Annotated in this window: 13 protein-coding genes and 1 pseudogene; 2 read left to right on the top strand and 12 right to left on the bottom strand. The window is 55.0% G+C overall.

The features are described 5' to 3' along the window. Nucleotides 1-3: 3 nt before the first annotated feature. From urtB to ACXUPB_RS20180, 7 genes are all read right to left on the bottom strand, one after another. Entirely contained in the window at nt 4-1623 is a 1620-nt protein-coding gene (gene urtB / locus ACXUPB_RS20150) for an urea ABC transporter permease subunit UrtB (RefSeq protein ID WP_472954385.1), read from the bottom strand. Between the two features lie 106 nt (nt 1624-1729). Further along, complete coding sequence (gene urtA, locus ACXUPB_RS20155; RefSeq protein WP_472954387.1) at nt 1730-3091, bottom strand: urea ABC transporter substrate-binding protein; 1362 nt, start codon at nt 3089-3091, stop codon at nt 1730-1732. Nucleotides 3092-3517: 426 nt separating this feature from the next. Continuing rightward, entirely contained in the window at nt 3518-5047 is a 1530-nt protein-coding gene (locus ACXUPB_RS20160; RefSeq protein ID WP_472954389.1) for a tripartite tricarboxylate transporter permease, read from the bottom strand. Then, nucleotides 5047-5499 (bottom strand): tripartite tricarboxylate transporter TctB family protein, encoded by a 453-nt coding sequence (locus tag ACXUPB_RS20165; RefSeq protein ID WP_035555193.1) that lies wholly within the window; start codon nt 5497-5499, stop codon nt 5047-5049. Before ACXUPB_RS20165 ends, ACXUPB_RS20160 begins: the two co-directional genes overlap by 1 nt. Continuing rightward, a complete protein-coding gene (locus ACXUPB_RS20170) occupies nt 5499-6500 on the bottom strand; it encodes a Bug family tripartite tricarboxylate transporter substrate binding protein (RefSeq protein WP_472954391.1) in 1002 nt (333 codons plus the stop codon). The genes ACXUPB_RS20165 and ACXUPB_RS20170 overlap by 1 nt, the downstream gene beginning before the upstream one ends. Before the next feature lie 172 nt (nt 6501-6672). Then, the gene (locus ACXUPB_RS20175) at nt 6673-7416 is read right to left on the bottom strand and encodes a response regulator (RefSeq protein ID WP_035555190.1); all 744 of its coding nucleotides are present in this window, start codon (nt 7414-7416) and stop codon (nt 6673-6675) included. Continuing rightward, a complete protein-coding gene (locus ACXUPB_RS20180; RefSeq protein WP_339935660.1) occupies nt 7409-9181 on the bottom strand; it encodes a sensor histidine kinase in 1773 nt (590 codons plus the stop codon). Before ACXUPB_RS20180 ends, ACXUPB_RS20175 begins: the two co-directional genes overlap by 8 nt. A gap of 154 nt (nt 9182-9335) precedes the next feature. Here ACXUPB_RS20180 and ACXUPB_RS20185 point away from each other — a divergent pair, with 154 nt between their 5' ends. Then, nucleotides 9336-10064 carry a DUF481 domain-containing protein gene (locus ACXUPB_RS20185; protein WP_472956770.1) on the top strand — a complete coding sequence of 243 codons (729 nt, stop codon included), beginning with the start codon at nt 9336-9338 and terminating at the stop codon, nt 10062-10064. A 15-nt stretch (nt 10065-10079) separates the two neighbouring features. Here ACXUPB_RS20185 and ACXUPB_RS20190 read toward each other — a convergent pair whose 3' ends face one another. Genes ACXUPB_RS20190 through ACXUPB_RS20200 form a run of 3 tightly spaced genes read right to left on the bottom strand, consistent with a single transcriptional unit; the run spans nt 10080 to nt 12758 of the window. Continuing rightward, entirely contained in the window at nt 10080-10850 is a 771-nt protein-coding gene (locus ACXUPB_RS20190) for an ABC transporter permease (protein ID WP_472954394.1), read from the bottom strand. 31 nt (nt 10851-10881) lie between these two features. Further along, nucleotides 10882-11667: an ABC transporter ATP-binding protein gene (locus tag ACXUPB_RS20195; protein ID WP_472954396.1), complete on the bottom strand. Its 786-nt coding sequence runs from the start codon at nt 11665-11667 to the stop codon at nt 10882-10884. 2 nt (nt 11668-11669) lie between these two features. Continuing rightward, nucleotides 11670-12758 (bottom strand): ABC transporter substrate-binding protein, encoded by a 1089-nt coding sequence (locus ACXUPB_RS20200; RefSeq protein WP_472954398.1) that lies wholly within the window; start codon nt 12756-12758, stop codon nt 11670-11672. Between the two features lie 401 nt (nt 12759-13159). On the opposite strand from ACXUPB_RS20200, the gene ACXUPB_RS20205 reads away from it, so the two are divergent. Continuing rightward, the gene (locus tag ACXUPB_RS20205) at nt 13160-14713 is read left to right on the top strand and encodes a BCCT family transporter (RefSeq protein ID WP_472954400.1); all 1554 of its coding nucleotides are present in this window, start codon (nt 13160-13162) and stop codon (nt 14711-14713) included. A 58-nt stretch (nt 14714-14771) separates the two neighbouring features. Here ACXUPB_RS20205 and ACXUPB_RS20210 read toward each other — a convergent pair. Together ACXUPB_RS20210 and folK are read right to left on the bottom strand one after the other, a co-directional pair. Further along, nucleotides 14772-14930 (bottom strand): annotated as a pseudogene (locus tag ACXUPB_RS20210) (flagellin N-terminal helical domain-containing protein); the annotation flags it as partial. A gap of 28 nt (nt 14931-14958) precedes the next feature. Then, nucleotides 14959-15405: a 2-amino-4-hydroxy-6-hydroxymethyldihydropteridine diphosphokinase gene (folK, locus tag ACXUPB_RS20215; protein WP_472954402.1), complete on the bottom strand. Its 447-nt coding sequence runs from the start codon at nt 15403-15405 to the stop codon at nt 14959-14961. Nucleotides 15406-15547: the final 142 nt, after the last annotated feature.

The raw sequence follows: 15547 nt of genomic DNA on the forward strand, positions 1-15547 counted from the left end.
CGCTTAGCCCTCCGCAGCCCGGCCCTTCTGCGGGAAGAGTCCACGCGGGCGTTTTTGAATGAATAGGATGATAAAGACCAACACGATGATCTTGGCCAATACCGCGCCAGCCCAAGGTTCCAGCACTTGGTTAATGACTCCCAGGGATAGCCCGGCCACCAGCGTGCCCCATAGGTTACCCACGCCGCCGAACACCACCACCATGAACGAGTCGATGATGTAGTTCTGCCCCAGGTTAGGGCCGACGTTGGTGAGCTGGGAGAGCGCGACCCCGGCAAGCCCGGCTACGCCGGAGCCCAGCGCAAAGGTCATGATATCCACACGAGTGGCACGAATGCCCATGGAGCGTGCCATGGCGCGGTTCTGGGTCACTGCACGCACCTCAAGCCCTAATCGTGTGCGGCGCATAATCAGCATCAGGCCCGCAAACACCACCAGCGCAAAGCCAAGCACGTACATGCGGTTGAGCGTTAGCGACAGCGCATCGTTAACCACTAGCGAACCGCTCATCCACTCTGGGGTGATGACGGTACGATTGAGCGGTGAAATCACCGTGCGCACCAGCTGCTGAAGAATCAGGCTGATACCGAAGGTCGCCAGCAGCGTCTCCAGTGGGCGGCCTTTAAGGAACTGAATCACGCCGCGCTCGATCGCCACACCGGCTAGAGCAGCAACCATAAAGCCCGCAGGAATCGATAGAATCAACGCCAGCCCCGGTTGGCCGGGCAGCAGTTGTTGCATCGCCCAGGTGGTGTATGCACCCAGCATCATCAGCTCGCCGTGGGCCATGTTGATCACACCCATGACGCCAAAAGTGATCGCTAGGCCTATGGCAGCGAGCACCAGTACTGAACCAAGACTCAAGCCGAAATAGAGCGTTTCCAGACCGCGATTGATCTTGAGCTGCTGCTCGATACCCGCCAGGGAAGCGGCGGCTGCATTGGCGACGACAGGGTCATCGCCATTGGCTGCTCGGCTCAACGCTACCCTTGAGCGCGGATGCAGGCTGCCGTCCAGCGCTTCAACGCCAGCCATTTCACCGGCTTCAGCGCGATAAATTGCCACGGCCTGGGTCAGGCGATAGCGTACCTGCTCGTCCTCTTCCTGCGCAATCAAGTCATCAAGCGTGGGCACCAGCTCACCGTCTACTTCACCTAGCAGGCGCTCGGCTGATGTGCGACGGCGCTCCACGTTGGGCGAATAGAGGTCAACTACCGCGATGGCACTACGCAGTTGATTACGCAGGTTGTTGTTAATGCCGATACGTTCCAGGTCACGGCGGGACATCTCACCCAGCGCTTCGCCGGTGAGTACATCGGCCACCGGCCAGTCGCGGCCGCGGTTCTCGAGCACCAGTACAAAACGGCCATCTTCGGTGCGCTGTAAGCGGCCATCCAGCAGGGCTTGCAGCCAGTCACGGGCACGCTCATCGTCGCTTTGCAAAATGGCAGTAATGGCTTCGCCTTTGGCGGTGTAGGACTCAACGTCCAGCGCCTCTAGCAGTTCGAGCGCGGCGGCATCATTAGTGGAGCTGCTAGCGGCGTCTGTTGATTGTGCTTGTGCATTGAGGGTAATACCCAACAGCAGGAAGCAGAGCAGCGCCAAGGAAAGGAAACGCCTCATGGGGTTCTTCCTTTGGTTATTTAAAAACGGTTATCTAAGAGGGAAAGGTAGCGTGCTCCTTGCCGCGCCAACCATCGAACCACGACGCGGCAAGGGGTTTTAGGCTTTACTCAGCGAGTGCCGCTTCGGCTTCTTCTGCTGCGGTGCTGCCACCACATGAACCGTTCACGACGTTAAAGTTGCCGCACTCCATCGGCTTGCGCCAATCGGCAATCAGGTCACGCGAGCCAGGCAGGTAGTCAGACCAGGCGTCGCCCGCCACGGTAGAGGGCGTCTGCCACACGATATCGAACTGGCCGTTATCCTGAATTTCACCAATCAGCACCGGCTTGGTGATGTGGTGGTTGGGCATCATCGCCGCATAGCCGCCGGAGAGGTTAGGCACGGTCACACCGATAATGGCGTCTTTAACGGTATCGACGTCCGTCGTGCCCGCTTTACGTACCGCTTCTGCCCACATGTTGAAGCCAATGTAGTGCGCTTCCATTGGGTCGTTGGTGACCGCCATATCGTCGCCGGTGTACTCGATCCAGGCATCGATAAAGTCGTAGTTGTCGTCGTTATCAACGCTCATAAAGTAGTTCCAGGCCGCCAAGTGACCCACCAACGGGCCGGTATCAATACCGGTCAGTTCCTGCTCGCCTACAGAGAAAGCGATGACCGGAATATCGGCCGCATCGATGCCCTGGTTGGAAAGCTCGGTATAGAACGGCACATTGGCGTCGCCGTTAACCGTTGAAATTACGGCGGTTGGTTTACCCTCTTCACCGAAGCGGCGAATTTCCGCCACGATGTTTTGCCAATCGGAGTGACCGAACGGCGTGTAGTTAACCATGATGTCCTCTTCCGCGATGCCGTATTCGTCCTTGAGGAAGGCTTCAAGGATACGGTTGGTGGTACGCGGGTAGACATAGTCGGTACCCACCAGCGCAAAGCGCTCGATACCTACTTCGTTGATAAGGTATTCAACCGCAGGAATCGCCTGCTGGTTAGGCGCCGCGCCGGTGTAGAAGACGTTTTCAGAAGACTCTTCGCCTTCATACTGCACCGGGTAGAACAGCAGCCCGTTGAGCTCTTCGACGACTGGCAGCACTGCTTTACGAGACACCGAGGTCCAGTTGCCGAAGATGACGTCGACTTCTTCTTGCGCCAGCAACTCACGAGCGCGTTCGGCAAACAGCGGCCAGTTAGAGGCGGGGTCAACGACGACGGCTTCCAACTGGCGACCCAGCAAACCACCGGCTTCGTTCTGCTGTTCGATCAACATTTCGACGGTGTCTTTAAGGACAGTTTCGCTAATCGCCATGGTGCCGGAGAGGGAGTGCAGGATACCGACTTTGATCGGGTCATCGTCTTGCGCAAAGGCCTGGGTGCTGGCTCCCATGACCACGGCGGTGAGTAGCGCGGTGGCGAAACGGCCACTTGAAAGGAATGATTGCGGGTGTGTCGAGCGTTTGAGAGTGTTCATTGTTAATCTCCTTGCACCCCTTATGATTGGGGCTTGATGGTTGGCTTCGCACTTGGGGTTGTTGTGTTAGCTCCCCCAATACGTCCACTAGCCATTAACACCTGCAAGGGATGCGCCAGATTGGCACAACGCTCACTTATAGCTAACGAATCAGCCACTTAGTTATCTTAAAATATTCCTAATTATCGTCAAACGCACCAATATAAAGCGCAAAGTTGTTATTAAAGCACCTTAACAATGCACCAATAAGAAACACTGCACCAACTCGGTACTTAGATTAGTCATATACAATTTAGAAACTTTATACTTACTCTTCAGTTACAAAAAGTAGAAAAAGAGCCTGTCCATCTTTCAGAGGTACTACTAATAAAAACGGGGCGCCGACTTTCGTCGGCGCCCCGTTGCTCAAGATGACTCCTTTAAGTATTAATCGCTTTCAGGCGAGCCTGACGTAGGCGTTGCTCCCTTCATCCCACGACGCAGGAGAGGACCCACAATATAAGGCAAGATCAAGCCTAATCCAGCAAAGACCCAAAGGCCGATAGCCAGACCGCTATCCCAAAGAATCATCCAGTCGCCATCGGAGATATCCATGGCATGGCGCAGGTTCTTCTCCATCTCAGGCCCCAGCAACAAGCCAAGAATCACTGGCACCAGCGGAATCTCAAGCTTGCGCAGGACGTAACCGCCCACCCCAAAGGCCACCATGAAGTAGAGATCAAAGATGGTGTTACTGATTGAGTAGATACCCACGAAGGCAATCATCGTGACGATCGGCAGCAAGTACATCGGCGGCACGGACAGCAGCTTGACGAAGATGCCCACCAACGGAATATTAAGGATCAGCAGCAAAAAGTTACCGATCAATAGCGCTGCGATCACGCCCCAGACGATGTCGGCATTCTGGGTGAACATCAACGGTCCCGGGGTGATATTGAGCGAAATCAACAACGCTAAGAGTACTGCGGTAGTACCACTACCCGGCACACCCAGGGTTAGCATGGGGACCAGAGCACCGCTCGAAGCGGCGTTATTGCCAGCTTCGGGAGCAGCCACACCACGCGGGTCGCCTTGTCCAAAATAGCCTTTCTTACCCAACACACGTTTTTCAAGGGTATAGCTGATGAAGCTACCCAACGAAGCACCGGCGCCGGGTAGCACACCGGCAACAAACCCCAGCACCCCGCCACGGAAACTGGTGGGTAGAATATCGCGGATATCCTTCCAGGAGAGCGAAAGTTTGTTGACCTTCATCTTCTCCTTACCACCGCCTGCGCGCTCCTCAATGAAGAACAGCAGTTCGGAAATGGCAAACAGACCGACGATAGCAATGATGAAGTCCACGCCTTCAAAAAGTTCGAGCACCCCGAAGGTGTAGCGCTGCACGCCGGTATTGTCGATACCCACCGTGGCGATCATTAGGCCAATACTGGCGGCGACTACCGTTTTGATAGGGTTTTTGCCAGTGATGCCGCCTAAGGTAGCGAACGCCAGCAGGAAGAGCGCAAAATATTCTGCAGGGCCGAACGTTAAGGCAAAATTAGCCAACAGTGGCGCCAGCAAGATCAAACCAATAGTGGCGATAAGGCTACCGATAAAAGAGGCCACGGCTGAGATCGCCAGCGCCTCAGAAGCCTTGCCTTTCTGGGCCATAGGATACCCGTCAAGACAGGTCATCATGGCCGGTTCATCGCCGGGAATATTCAACAGAATCGATGAAATACGCCCACCGTACATGGCGCCCGCATACACGGAGGTCAGCATGATCAGGGCGGTTTCTGGTGCGAGTCCCAAACTGAACGCCAGCGGAATCAGGATGGCCACACCATTAGCTGGGCCTAATCCCGGCAAGGCGCCGATCAAGGTGCCTAGAAAAGCACCCAGCAAGGCGAACATTAGGTTATGGGGCTGCAGAGCAACGCCAAAACCATCCATCAGATAACCTAGAGTTTCCATTAGTTCATCTCCAGGAATGACAACAGACCCAACGGCAAGGCGAGATCGAGTGCAAAACTAAACAGGAAGTACACTACCACTGCCGAGACTGCACCGGTCATGTAAGCATTGAGCGGCCGAGCCCCCATGCGCCAGCAGAGCGTTCCCACAGCAAGCGTAGTGCTAATAATAAAGCCCAGCGGCTGAAGCAGCATGGCGTAAAAGATCAGCACCACTACGGCGATGATTAGCTCGATACCGGTACGGCTCCAAGGCCATGCGTTATCGGGATCAGGGCGTACAATCAGATAAAGGCTGGAAATTGCCAACACTATGGCGAGCAACTTCGGAAAAGTGTCAGGGCCAACGGCTTCGGCCCCACCAAACGGTTCCGGGAACTGAGTCGCGGCCCAGCCGTACGCGACGGCCAGGACGATCATCAGGACCCCAAAGATGCGGTCGTTGAAAGTCATTACTGAATTAGCCCAATATCTTTAGAAAGCTGTTCAATCTCATTGATCTGGTTGAGTACGAACGCTTCGAACTCGCCAGCGGTCATGTGAAATGGCATCAATCCGTTCTGAGCCATGACATCCTGCCACTCTTCACTCTCATAAATAGTGTCCATGGCATCGGTCCAATACGCTTCAGCCTCTTCAGAGACGTCCGCCGGCATATAAAAGCCGCGCCAGTTGGGGCCAATAGCGTCGATGCCTTGTTCACGGGCAGTGGGTACGTCCGCCATGTCACCGGGCAGACGTTCTTCAGAAAGAACCGCCAGGACGCGTAAGTCGCCAGATTCCATAAACCCTTGGGCTTCAGTGATATCCCCGGTAAAGGCGTCCACGTGGCCACCGATTACCTGGGTTAGCGCTTCGCCACCGTTGTTGTAGGAGAGGTAGGCAATGCGCGGAAGATTTTCGACATCCGCTGCCTGAGCGGCGATCAGCACTTTGAGATGATCCCATCCGCCTTTAGCGCTACCGCCAGCGAACTTAACGCTGCGCGGATCTTCCTTGAGCGATTCCATGAGCTCATTGAGGTCATCGATCTCGGAATCAGCGGCCACGGCGATAATTCCGTAATCCGCCCCTAGCGCTCCGATCCAATTGACCTGATCGGCAGTCAACCCTGGGAATTGCCCTTGGGCCAGACGAGTGGTCGTGGCAGTAGAGGCTGCAACCAGTAGGTGGTCATCGCCAGCGCGCTTGCTGACGGTATGGGCAAACGCCACACCGCCACCAGCACCAGCCATATTGATGGTTTGTACATTCGCTGGAACTATATCAAGTTCCTGCATGACATTCCCTACGCTACGGCAAGTAAAGTCCCAACCGCCGCCTGGGTCAGAGGGCGCTATACACTCCACCTTACCTTTTGGCTCGAAGGCTGAAGCGGTGCTAGCAAAAGTGGTAAGCGTCGCTAGCGGAAGGGCCAGCAACGTTAAATACTTAAAGGAAGGCTTAATGATCATGGCGTTCTCCACGTGTCAGTGTTGTTGTATGGGGCGTCTTATTGTGAGACTGCACGCCGCGAACGTTAGAAGACCGCCACCCTGACCGACAAGCTTGTGCGCATAAAAGACAAAAAGTTCTTTACGCGCATTTTGTTCATTTTGTTCACGCCTGCTAGCTCACAGCACTTTCTTATAGAGAATCTAGCCAGTCATGTGCCGTCTTCAACAGTCGATAACGACGTTCGGGCCGCCCTACGTCACCATAGCCCAGCTCAGCACTTACCGCCTGCTCGGCAACTAGAAATTCTAAATAGCGGCGCGCGGTGGAGCGGCTAGCTCCCATGATGCGCGCCATTTGCATGGCGGTAAGGGAGTCGGGGGCATCGGCCAGGGCATCGATCACCCGGCGTAGTGTCAGCCGGTCAATGCCTTTAGGTAGGGCTTGAGATAGTGACTGACTTTTTGCCCGCAACGGCTCGCCGGGCTTAAGGCGCGCCAGCACGGAGTCCAGTTCATCCTGATTCATCTCAGCGCGGTTGGCCAACGCTTCACGCTCGCGACGGAAGCGAGTCAGCATTTGCGTCATTCGCGCAGCTTCAATGGGCTTGATCAGGTAGTCAAATACCCCACCACGCAGCGCTTCACTAATGGTTTCCACTTCGCGTGCAGCGGTAACCATGACGATATCTACATGCACGTAGTCGCGGCGAATCGCCCACAGCAGTTCCAAGCCCTCGACATCGGGGAGGTAGGCATCTAACAAAATCAATTGGATGTTAGCGGCGTGTTCCGCCATCAGCGCCTTGGCTTCGCTGCCGTTGCGCGCCATACCCACTACATAAAAGCCTTCGCTCTTTTCAATGAAGGCTCTGTGGATATCGGCGATGCGAAAATCGTCTTCAACGACCAAAATGCCGTACTGCCTATCAGACATCGCGTTTCCCCTCGCCGCTATGGCCACTGTTTTTGGACTTGTTGTTGAGATCGTCGATGAGATCGCCTTTGAAATGATGGTTTAGATCACTGTCAGGCCTATTTTGGCATAGCGAGCGGTCAAGCACGGCGATAAAGCACGCCCCGCCCAGCTCACTCTCTTCCAGAGTAACAGCGCCGCCATACTGACGGCAGAGCCTAGCCACCAACGCTAAGCCAATGCCCTGGTGTTTGCCCGCTTTGGTCGAAAAGCCTTCTTGGAAAATCGACTCGGCGAGTTCAGCGGGCACACCCGGCCCGTTATCCTCCACTTCGATCAGTAGCTGCTCACCCAGGTCGGTGAAAAACAGGCGTACTTTGGGCGTTTTATTTGGTCCATGAAGGGCGGCATGGCAGCCATTATCCAGCAAGTTACCCACCACGCTCATCATCACCTCTTGACCGGTAGGCGTTAGCGGGCAGGAGAGCGAGCTTTGTTCGTCAATTTCCAGCGCTACGCCAAGCTCCCGCGCGCGGGTGAGTTTACCCAGTAGCGTACCGCTAAGCACAGCGTCAGCCACGTTGCGCATTAAAAAGCTCATTTGCGCCTGGGCACGCTCGGTTTCCTGATGGATCAGCGACAAGGCTTCCTCGATGCGCTGTAACTGCAGTAACCCGGAGATGGTGTAGAGTTTGTTGGAAAACTCATGAGCCTGGGCACGCAGCATATCCACGTCACGGCTAGCCTGGGTTAGCGCCTGGGAGAGGTCGACTATCTCCCGACGGCTACGGAAGGTGGCCACCGCCCCTTCGATCTCACCCTCGTGCAGAATCGGCACCCGGTTGACCACCACGGGATGATCGCCCAGCCACATCTCCTGATCGAACTCCTGCTCGCCGCGCCGGAGCACTTCCAATAACCGTGAGTTGGGCACAATTTCACGGATAGGCTGTCCCAACAGCACATGCTCGTCATCCAAGTTAAGAAAACGCCGCGCCTGCTGGTTGACCAGCGTGATATGCCCTTCTCGGTTAACCGCTAGGATGCCTTCGTGGATCGACTGCAAAATGGCCTCTTTCTCCATCGCCAGTCGCGCAATCTCGTAGGGCTCCAGGCCTAAAATGACCTTTTTAAGGTGCTGCGATAGCCAATAAGCACCGGCGAACCCCAGGCAGATCATCAGCGCCACCAGTACCCAGCCAAAGCTGTTGTAGCGCGCCACGTCCATTTCGACGCGATCCATCATAAAGCCGACGGAAACCAGGCCAATAATATTGCCCTCTTCATCCCAGATAGGTGCTTTGCCACGCATGGCGGTGCCCAGTGAACCGGTTGCCTCGGAGACATAGAACTGGCCATGGATCAGCGCCTGATCGTTATCCCCGCCCACCATCGGTTGCCCGATTCGTTCCGGTACGGGGTGGGAGTAGCGAATGCTTTGGGCATTGCCGACCACGACATAGCGCGCCCCTGTTTCTTGGCGTACCCGTTCTGCCAGCGGCTGGATAATAAAAGCGGGATTAGGGATATCAAATGCGTTGATAATTTGCGGCATTGACGCCACTGTTTTGGCCACCGCCAGTGCCCGTTCGCCCATCTGCTGGCTAATAATTTCCGCCTTGCGGAGATTGAGATACGTGCCCTGTGCCAGTAGCATGCCCGCCAGCAATAGCCCCACCAACAACATTACCTGCAGGCGAAAGCTGCGTTTATACCAACTGCGCCTAGCGCGGGTACGGCGCCAGCGCTGCAGCTCGGCGAGTGTTCGGGGGCGAGAAGCGCTCATAGATAGACTCAAAATACATGACCGCACCATTATGGCACGCGCCAGCAAACGACGTTAAACGCCAACACGCCATGTCATCATTCGCTGATATAATGCTCGATTGCCGAAACCAAGGAGGGAGATAGTGGCTATTGTTGCGAGAATCGTTCGATGGATGCTTTTGCTGGCCTGCTGGCCACTGTGGCTAAGTGTGGCTTATGCCAATCCGTTTTATGCCCCTCCGCCGCCCCAGGAAGATGCACCCGTATTCAGTGGCGATGCTGAGCTTGGTTTTACCCACCTGTCAGGCAATACCAACAGCCAAACCTTGATCGGCAAAACACGGCTAACGTGGTTAACCGGTAAATTCACCTACTCTCTGCGCGGTGAAGTACGCACCGTTAGTAAGGATGATGAAACCAGCGCTGAGCAGTACTTAATCGCAGGGCGCGAGCGTTACGAGCTCGATGGCCCCCACTATCTGTTTGGCTTTGCCCGCTGGGAGAAAGATCGCTTTGCCGGTTACGACCAGCAGTTGTCAGCGATTGGCGGCTACGGACGGCAGATTTTGGAGAACGAAATCCATACGCTCTCCCTGGAAGCGGGACCTGGTTACCGCCATGATCGGCTGCGCGACTACAACGATGAACGCTTGATGGTGACCTACACCGCACTGGATTACCGCTGGGAATTTTCTGACTACGCGGATATCGAACAGGAAATGTCGCTTGAGTATACCAGCCAGAACATCACTTCCCGTTCGCTAACGGCCCTTACTGCCCGGCTCAACTCAAAGCTGTCGCTGCGCCTATCCCACGAAATCAAGCACAACTCCCAGCCGCCTGACGACACCAATGAACGCACCGACAGCACTACCAGTGCGTCGCTGCTTTATCGCTGGTGAGCCTTTACATAGAGACTAGCGGTTCTGACCGCGGTGCGCCCAGCCGGTCATGCGTTTCTCTAACTGTGCAAATAGCTCATACATCACCATCGCCATGGCGCTGATGACCAGTAGCCCAGCGAAGACCAATCCCATGCGCATTTGCGAGCCCGCGCTCATCATCAGGTAGCCAATGCCTTGATTGGAAGCGACCGTTTCCGATACCACCGTGCCTACGAAGGCCAAAGTAATCGCCACTTTTAGCGAGGCAAAAAAATACGGCAGCGAGCGCGGCAGGCCTACTTTTAGCAATACGTCCATACGCCGCGCGCCCAGCACTCGCAGTACATCTTCCATTTCGGGTTCCAGCGTCGCCAAGCCGGTAGCCACGTTGACCACAATGGGGAAGAAGCAAATCAAAAACGCGGTGAGAATGGCAGGTACCGAGCCAATCCCAAACCAGACCACCAAGATGGGCACGAACGCCACTTTGGGAATGGCATTAAAGCCCACCAATAGCGGATAGCAGGCGTTATACAAAAAGCGCGACGAACCGATAACAAAGCCTAGTACCAGCCCCACCGCAACGCCTAGACCAAAGCCGATGAGCGTGGTCCAGAAGGTTTGCCAGGAGTGCATGGCGATAGGGCCAGCATAGGTCACCAGCGCCCGGGCGGTTTCCATGGCGCTCGGAAAGATAAAGCTGGGCACGTCAAACACGCGCACTGTCACCTCCCAGATGATGACCAAAACCACCACCGCGATCCATGGTGCTAGTCGTTCAATGAGCGGGTTATTTTTCGTCATAAGCGCGCCTTTCATCACGTACTGCGTGCGTTTACCCATTGCTACGTACTTCGCCAATTTGCGCCCGCAGTTCCTGAACTAGATCAATAAAGGGTTTTTGGTAGGTGGTTTCCAGTGCACGGGGTCGCGGCAACTCTATTTCACGGCGCTCGATTACCCGGCCGGGACGGCGGCTCATGATGTAGACGGTATCGGCCAGAAACGCCGCCTCGCGGAGGTCGTGTGTCACCAGCACTACCGTAAAGTGTTGCGCCTCCCACAGGTCGCGCAACACGCACCACAGCTCTTCACGGGTAAACGCATCCAGTGCGCCAAAGGGCTCATCCAGCATGAGTAGACGCGGCTGGTGAATCAGCGCCCGGCAGATCGACGCCCGCTGCTGCATACCGCCAGAAAGCTGCCAGGGGTACTGGTCTTCGTAACCTTCAAGCCCCACTGTCTTTAGCAGCTTGCGCGCCCAGCCGACAAACTCTTCGCGCCGCTTGCGGAATTGATGGCGGTAAGGTTTGACGATCTCCAGCGGCAGCAAGACGTTATCCAAGGTGGTGCGCCAGGGCAGCAGATTGGCGTTTTGAAACGCCATACCGGAGATCTTCAAAGGCCCGGCAACCGTTGCTCCATCCACTCGCACGGCACCGGTGGTAGGCGCATGCAGACCGGTGCAAAGCTTCATAAAGGTCGATTTACCGCAGCCGGAAGGGCCAACAAAGGCGACGAACTCACCTTCGTGGATACTCAGGTTGATATCTTCAATGGCGTTGCCCGACGCATCGTAGGCCAGGCTAACGTCATCAAAGGTGACGAACGCTGCCGACATGCTTATTCGCCCTCTGCCGAAAACAGCATGCGTTCTTCTTGGGCAGGTAAGTAGTTTGAATTAAATACCTGATCGGGAGAGGGGATTGACGTGAGGTCGTAGGCATCGGCGACCAGTTGAATCGCCTGAGCCAGACGCTCGTCATCCACTCCGCCCACACCATGTTCACGAGCATCGGGGGTATCCACCACGCTCTCTAGGGCCAGTTTTAAGCGCCGTGTTTCCATTTCTACATCAATCAAACCATCGCGGTTTTTGACGTACTCAATAGCGGCTTCAGGGTCGGCAATGGTTTCGCCGAGTGCGCGGTTGAAGGCGCGTAGAAAGCCTTGCACAGCTTCCGGATTCGCTTCGGCGAAGGATTCGCTGGCAATAATCGCATTGCCGTAAAGCGGCACGCCGTAGTCAGGGAACGGCATGATGGTCAGTTCCTCTTCACTCATGCCACGCTCTTCAAGGTTGAGCAGGCTGGTAAAGTAAAAACCGGTGATGGCATCCACATCGCCCCGGGTGAGCAGCGTTTCACGCAGTGTGGGGTCGACGTTCTGCCACTCAACTGCATCGGCTTCCAGGTCATTAGCGGCGGCAAACACGCCCCAGGCGCGATAGCCGGTATCAAAGGCCGGGGCGGCGATGGTTTTACCGGCTAAGTCAGCCGGACTTTCAATACCGCTCTCTTTACGAGCAAATACCGCAGCGGGCGTGCCATCGTAGACAATATAGACACCCTGAATGCCGGGACCATCAGGGTTCTCAGCGAGGAATTCGACCAGCGCATTAAGGTCGCCAAAGCCCATCTCGTAAGCACCGGACGCCACGCGGTTAATCGCCCCTGCTGAGCCACTACCGGAGTCGATTTGAACGTCCAGCCCCTCTTCAGCGAAGTAGCCTTTCTCGGCAGCCATCAAAAAGGGGGCGGAGGGTCCTTCAAAGCGCCAATCCAACTGAAAGCGTATCTGGGTGTCGTCGGCATGGCCGAGAGACGGCATTAACACCAGTGCAGCAGCACCGCCCACCCACAACCGTGTAGGCGAATGGCGTAAGGCAGCAGTGTTGAAAGTAGAACGGAGAAGCGTCAATACGGGCGACATGGCGGCATACCTTGTATACAAAACATGCTTAAGTATTAGCAGCAATACTGCCAAATTTAGTATTTCTTATAATTATCAGATGATTACGACAAGATCCTAACGAAGAACGCTTTGCCCGCACGCCAATAGTGTGCATGCGTGCTCCTAAAACGCACCAAAATAAAACATATTAGACGTTGGTCTATATCGGCGGTATACTATGCGCAGTTTCCTGTCCTTGCGCCATTCATTGAATGGCGCTTTTTTTTACCTAAAACTTCACCTGCTTTATCTCTACTTCCAATTAATACCTACTGTTTTTAATGACTGTTTACATTAATAAAGACGCGCCGGTAAACCACCTAACGACCTGCTTTGAAAGGCTCTTTTCCACCCTCTTGCTCCCCCATAAGGTATCAAACATGAACCAACCCAGCCCCAACGCTGAGGGTTCCCAGCGTTTCTCACTTGGCGATCCCATTGTGCTGATCTTGAGTATTGGCTTTATTGTCGCTTTTCTGGCGCTGTCGTTTTACGACGTAGCCCTAGTGGCGGATAGTATCAGCGCAGGTTTCGCGTGGACGGCGTTAGTGTTAGGTAGCTATTTCCAGTTACTACTGCTGATGACGTTCTTTATTGCCATTGGCTTAGCGATGACGCCGGCTGCAAAAGCTAAAATCGGCAACTTAGCTGCACCAGAAATGAGCACGTTTAAATGGCTATCGATCATTTTGTGCACCCTGTTGGCGGGGGGTGGCGTATTTTTTGCCGCCGGCGAGCCGGTTTACCACTTTGTAGTGACGCCCCCTGCCTTTAATAGCGAAGCGGGCACCGCCGAAGCCGTTTCTGGCGCGTTAGGCCAGTCCTTTATGCATTGGGGTTTTATGGCCTGGGCGGTACTGGGGTCATTAACAGCGGTGGTTCTCGCCCATGCACATTACGTAAAAGGCCAGCCGCTGCAACCACGTACGCTACTCTACCCGATACTCGGTGAACGCTTAATGCGTGGCCCACTGGGCGGTTTAGTCGACGCCTGCTGTGTGATTGCGTTAGTTGCGGGCACGGTTGGACCCATTGGCTTTCTGGCCACTCAGGTTAGTTTTGGTCTTCATGAGCTGTTTGGGCTGCCGGAAGGCTACACCGGCCAACTGATTATTCTGGGCATACTTGCCAGCATCTACGTGCTCTCCTCCACGAGCGGTGTACACAAAGGCATTCAAATACTTAGCCGTTTTAACGTGCTGCTGGCGCTAGGTATTGGGGCGGTGATTATTGTCTTTGGCCCAACGCTGTTTTTGGTCAATAGCTATGTTTCCGGCATGGGCGCTTATGTCAGCGAATTCTTTACCATGGCGACCATGACCGCAGAAACCGCCCCAGCGTGGTGGATGCAGTGGTGGACGGTGTTTTTCTTTGCCTGGTTTATCGGCTATGCCCCCGTGATGGCGATTTTTGTGGCGCGGATTTCCCGCGGGCGCAGCATTCGCGAAATGATTGTGGCAGTGGCGATTCTCGCGCCTATCGCCACTACCGTTTGGTTTACCCTGCTTGGGGGCTCGGGCATCTACTACCAGCTTAATGGCGTGATCGATTTAACCGAAGCACTTAATAACTTTCAGTTTGATGTCGCCACGTTAACCGTTGCCCAGGCATTGCCCGGCGGCACCTGGATGGCGCTAGCCATTTTACTGCTGACGACGATTTTCGTAGCGACCACCGGTGACTCAATGAGTTACGCCATTGCGGTGGTCGGCGCGGGGCACGATAACCCGAGCCCGGTCATGCGGGCGTTTTGGGGGATTGCCATGGCGCTAATGGCGGCGGTACTGCTGTATATGGGTGCTGGTCAGATTGGCGCGTTGCAGCAGTTCATTGTTATCACCGCGATTCCGGTGTCGTTGATACTGTTGCCATCGCTCTGGAATGGTCCACAGGCAGCCTACGCCATGGCCCGCGAACAGGGCATCATTGAATAGGTAAGCCGCTCTGGCCCTGGCTACCTTATATCCCTTCCAGCAGGCGCAGAATCATCTGCGCCTGCTGGTTGGCCTGGGTCATACCATTGATTTGCGCCGTCATACGTTTGGCAATCGCCTGCCCCGCCGGGTCATCTTTAGCGCTATTGATACGTAACCCAGATGAGAGGCGCACGCCTCCGGAAGAAGCTAACCGACCCAGACGCTGGGCGGCTATAACGTTACTATCGGCCTAGCCATAAAAATCATGAGCGTTTTACTGGCTCAAGGGTGCGGCCACTGCTGGCGAGCACTTCGTCGACCGGTACTTTTACATAGTCATGCTGGTAGTAACCCTCATCCACAACTTTCCCATTCCACGCCACCATATCGAGATCCATCGTGCGTGGCCCTGACTTAATCGCGCCGCGTACTCGACCTAACCGGTCTTCCACTTCTTTGAGGTAGGCGCGAAACGCTTCTTGCTCAAGTGACGTGCTGACTAATAGTGCGGCATTTAAGAAATCAGGCTGCTGCTGATAACCTACCGGTGTTGTGCGTATCGCTTTTGAGCGCGCCAAGAGCTTGCACTCCTGGCTAAGGATCGTTAGCGCCTGATCAAAATAGTGCTCAGGGTCGATATTGGACCCCAGGGAGATCAAACATTCATGAAGGGAGACAGCCTGTTCGCTAGGCAATGTCGTGGGGGGCATGGCGACATCCTATGTTAGTGGCGTTTTCTAGGAAACATGGAACTACCCTATTGTGAGCCAGCGTTATAAATACCTCCAGGCCCCTGCCATGTTCAAGCTCTGTATAAGTTATTGACAAACGCTGCACTCACGCAGAGAGTTT

The sequence above is a fragment of the Vreelandella sp. DA03-1M genome (assembly GCF_055725665.1).

Coding starts and splice junctions, on each gene's coding strand:
- ACXUPB_RS20185 (WP_472956770.1), top strand. CDS start 9,336: ATGCTTTTGCTGGCCTGCTGGCCACTGTGGCTAAGTGTGGCTTATGCC.
- ACXUPB_RS20190 (WP_472954394.1), bottom strand. CDS start 10,850: ATGACGAAAAATAACCCGCTCATTGAACGACTAGCACCATGGATCGCG.
- ACXUPB_RS20195 (WP_472954396.1), bottom strand. CDS start 11,667: ATGTCGGCAGCGTTCGTCACCTTTGATGACGTTAGCCTGGCCTACGAT.
- ACXUPB_RS20205 (WP_472954400.1), top strand. CDS start 13,160: ATGAACCAACCCAGCCCCAACGCTGAGGGTTCCCAGCGTTTCTCACTT.
- folK (WP_472954402.1), bottom strand. CDS start 15,405: ATGCCCCCCACGACATTGCCTAGCGAACAGGCTGTCTCCCTTCATGAA.
- ACXUPB_RS20160 (WP_472954389.1), bottom strand. CDS start 5,047: ATGGAAACTCTAGGTTATCTGATGGATGGTTTTGGCGTTGCTCTGCAG.
- ACXUPB_RS20200 (WP_472954398.1), bottom strand. CDS start 12,758: ATGTCGCCCGTATTGACGCTTCTCCGTTCTACTTTCAACACTGCTGCC.
- ACXUPB_RS20170 (WP_472954391.1), bottom strand. CDS start 6,500: ATGATCATTAAGCCTTCCTTTAAGTATTTAACGTTGCTGGCCCTTCCG.
- ACXUPB_RS20165 (WP_035555193.1), bottom strand. CDS start 5,499: ATGACTTTCAACGACCGCATCTTTGGGGTCCTGATGATCGTCCTGGCC.
- urtA (WP_472954387.1), bottom strand. CDS start 3,091: ATGAACACTCTCAAACGCTCGACACACCCGCAATCATTCCTTTCAAGT.
- urtB (WP_472954385.1), bottom strand. CDS start 1,623: ATGAGGCGTTTCCTTTCCTTGGCGCTGCTCTGCTTCCTGCTGTTGGGT.
- ACXUPB_RS20175 (WP_035555190.1), bottom strand. CDS start 7,416: ATGTCTGATAGGCAGTACGGCATTTTGGTCGTTGAAGACGATTTTCGC.
- ACXUPB_RS20180 (WP_339935660.1), bottom strand. CDS start 9,181: ATGAGCGCTTCTCGCCCCCGAACACTCGCCGAGCTGCAGCGCTGGCGC.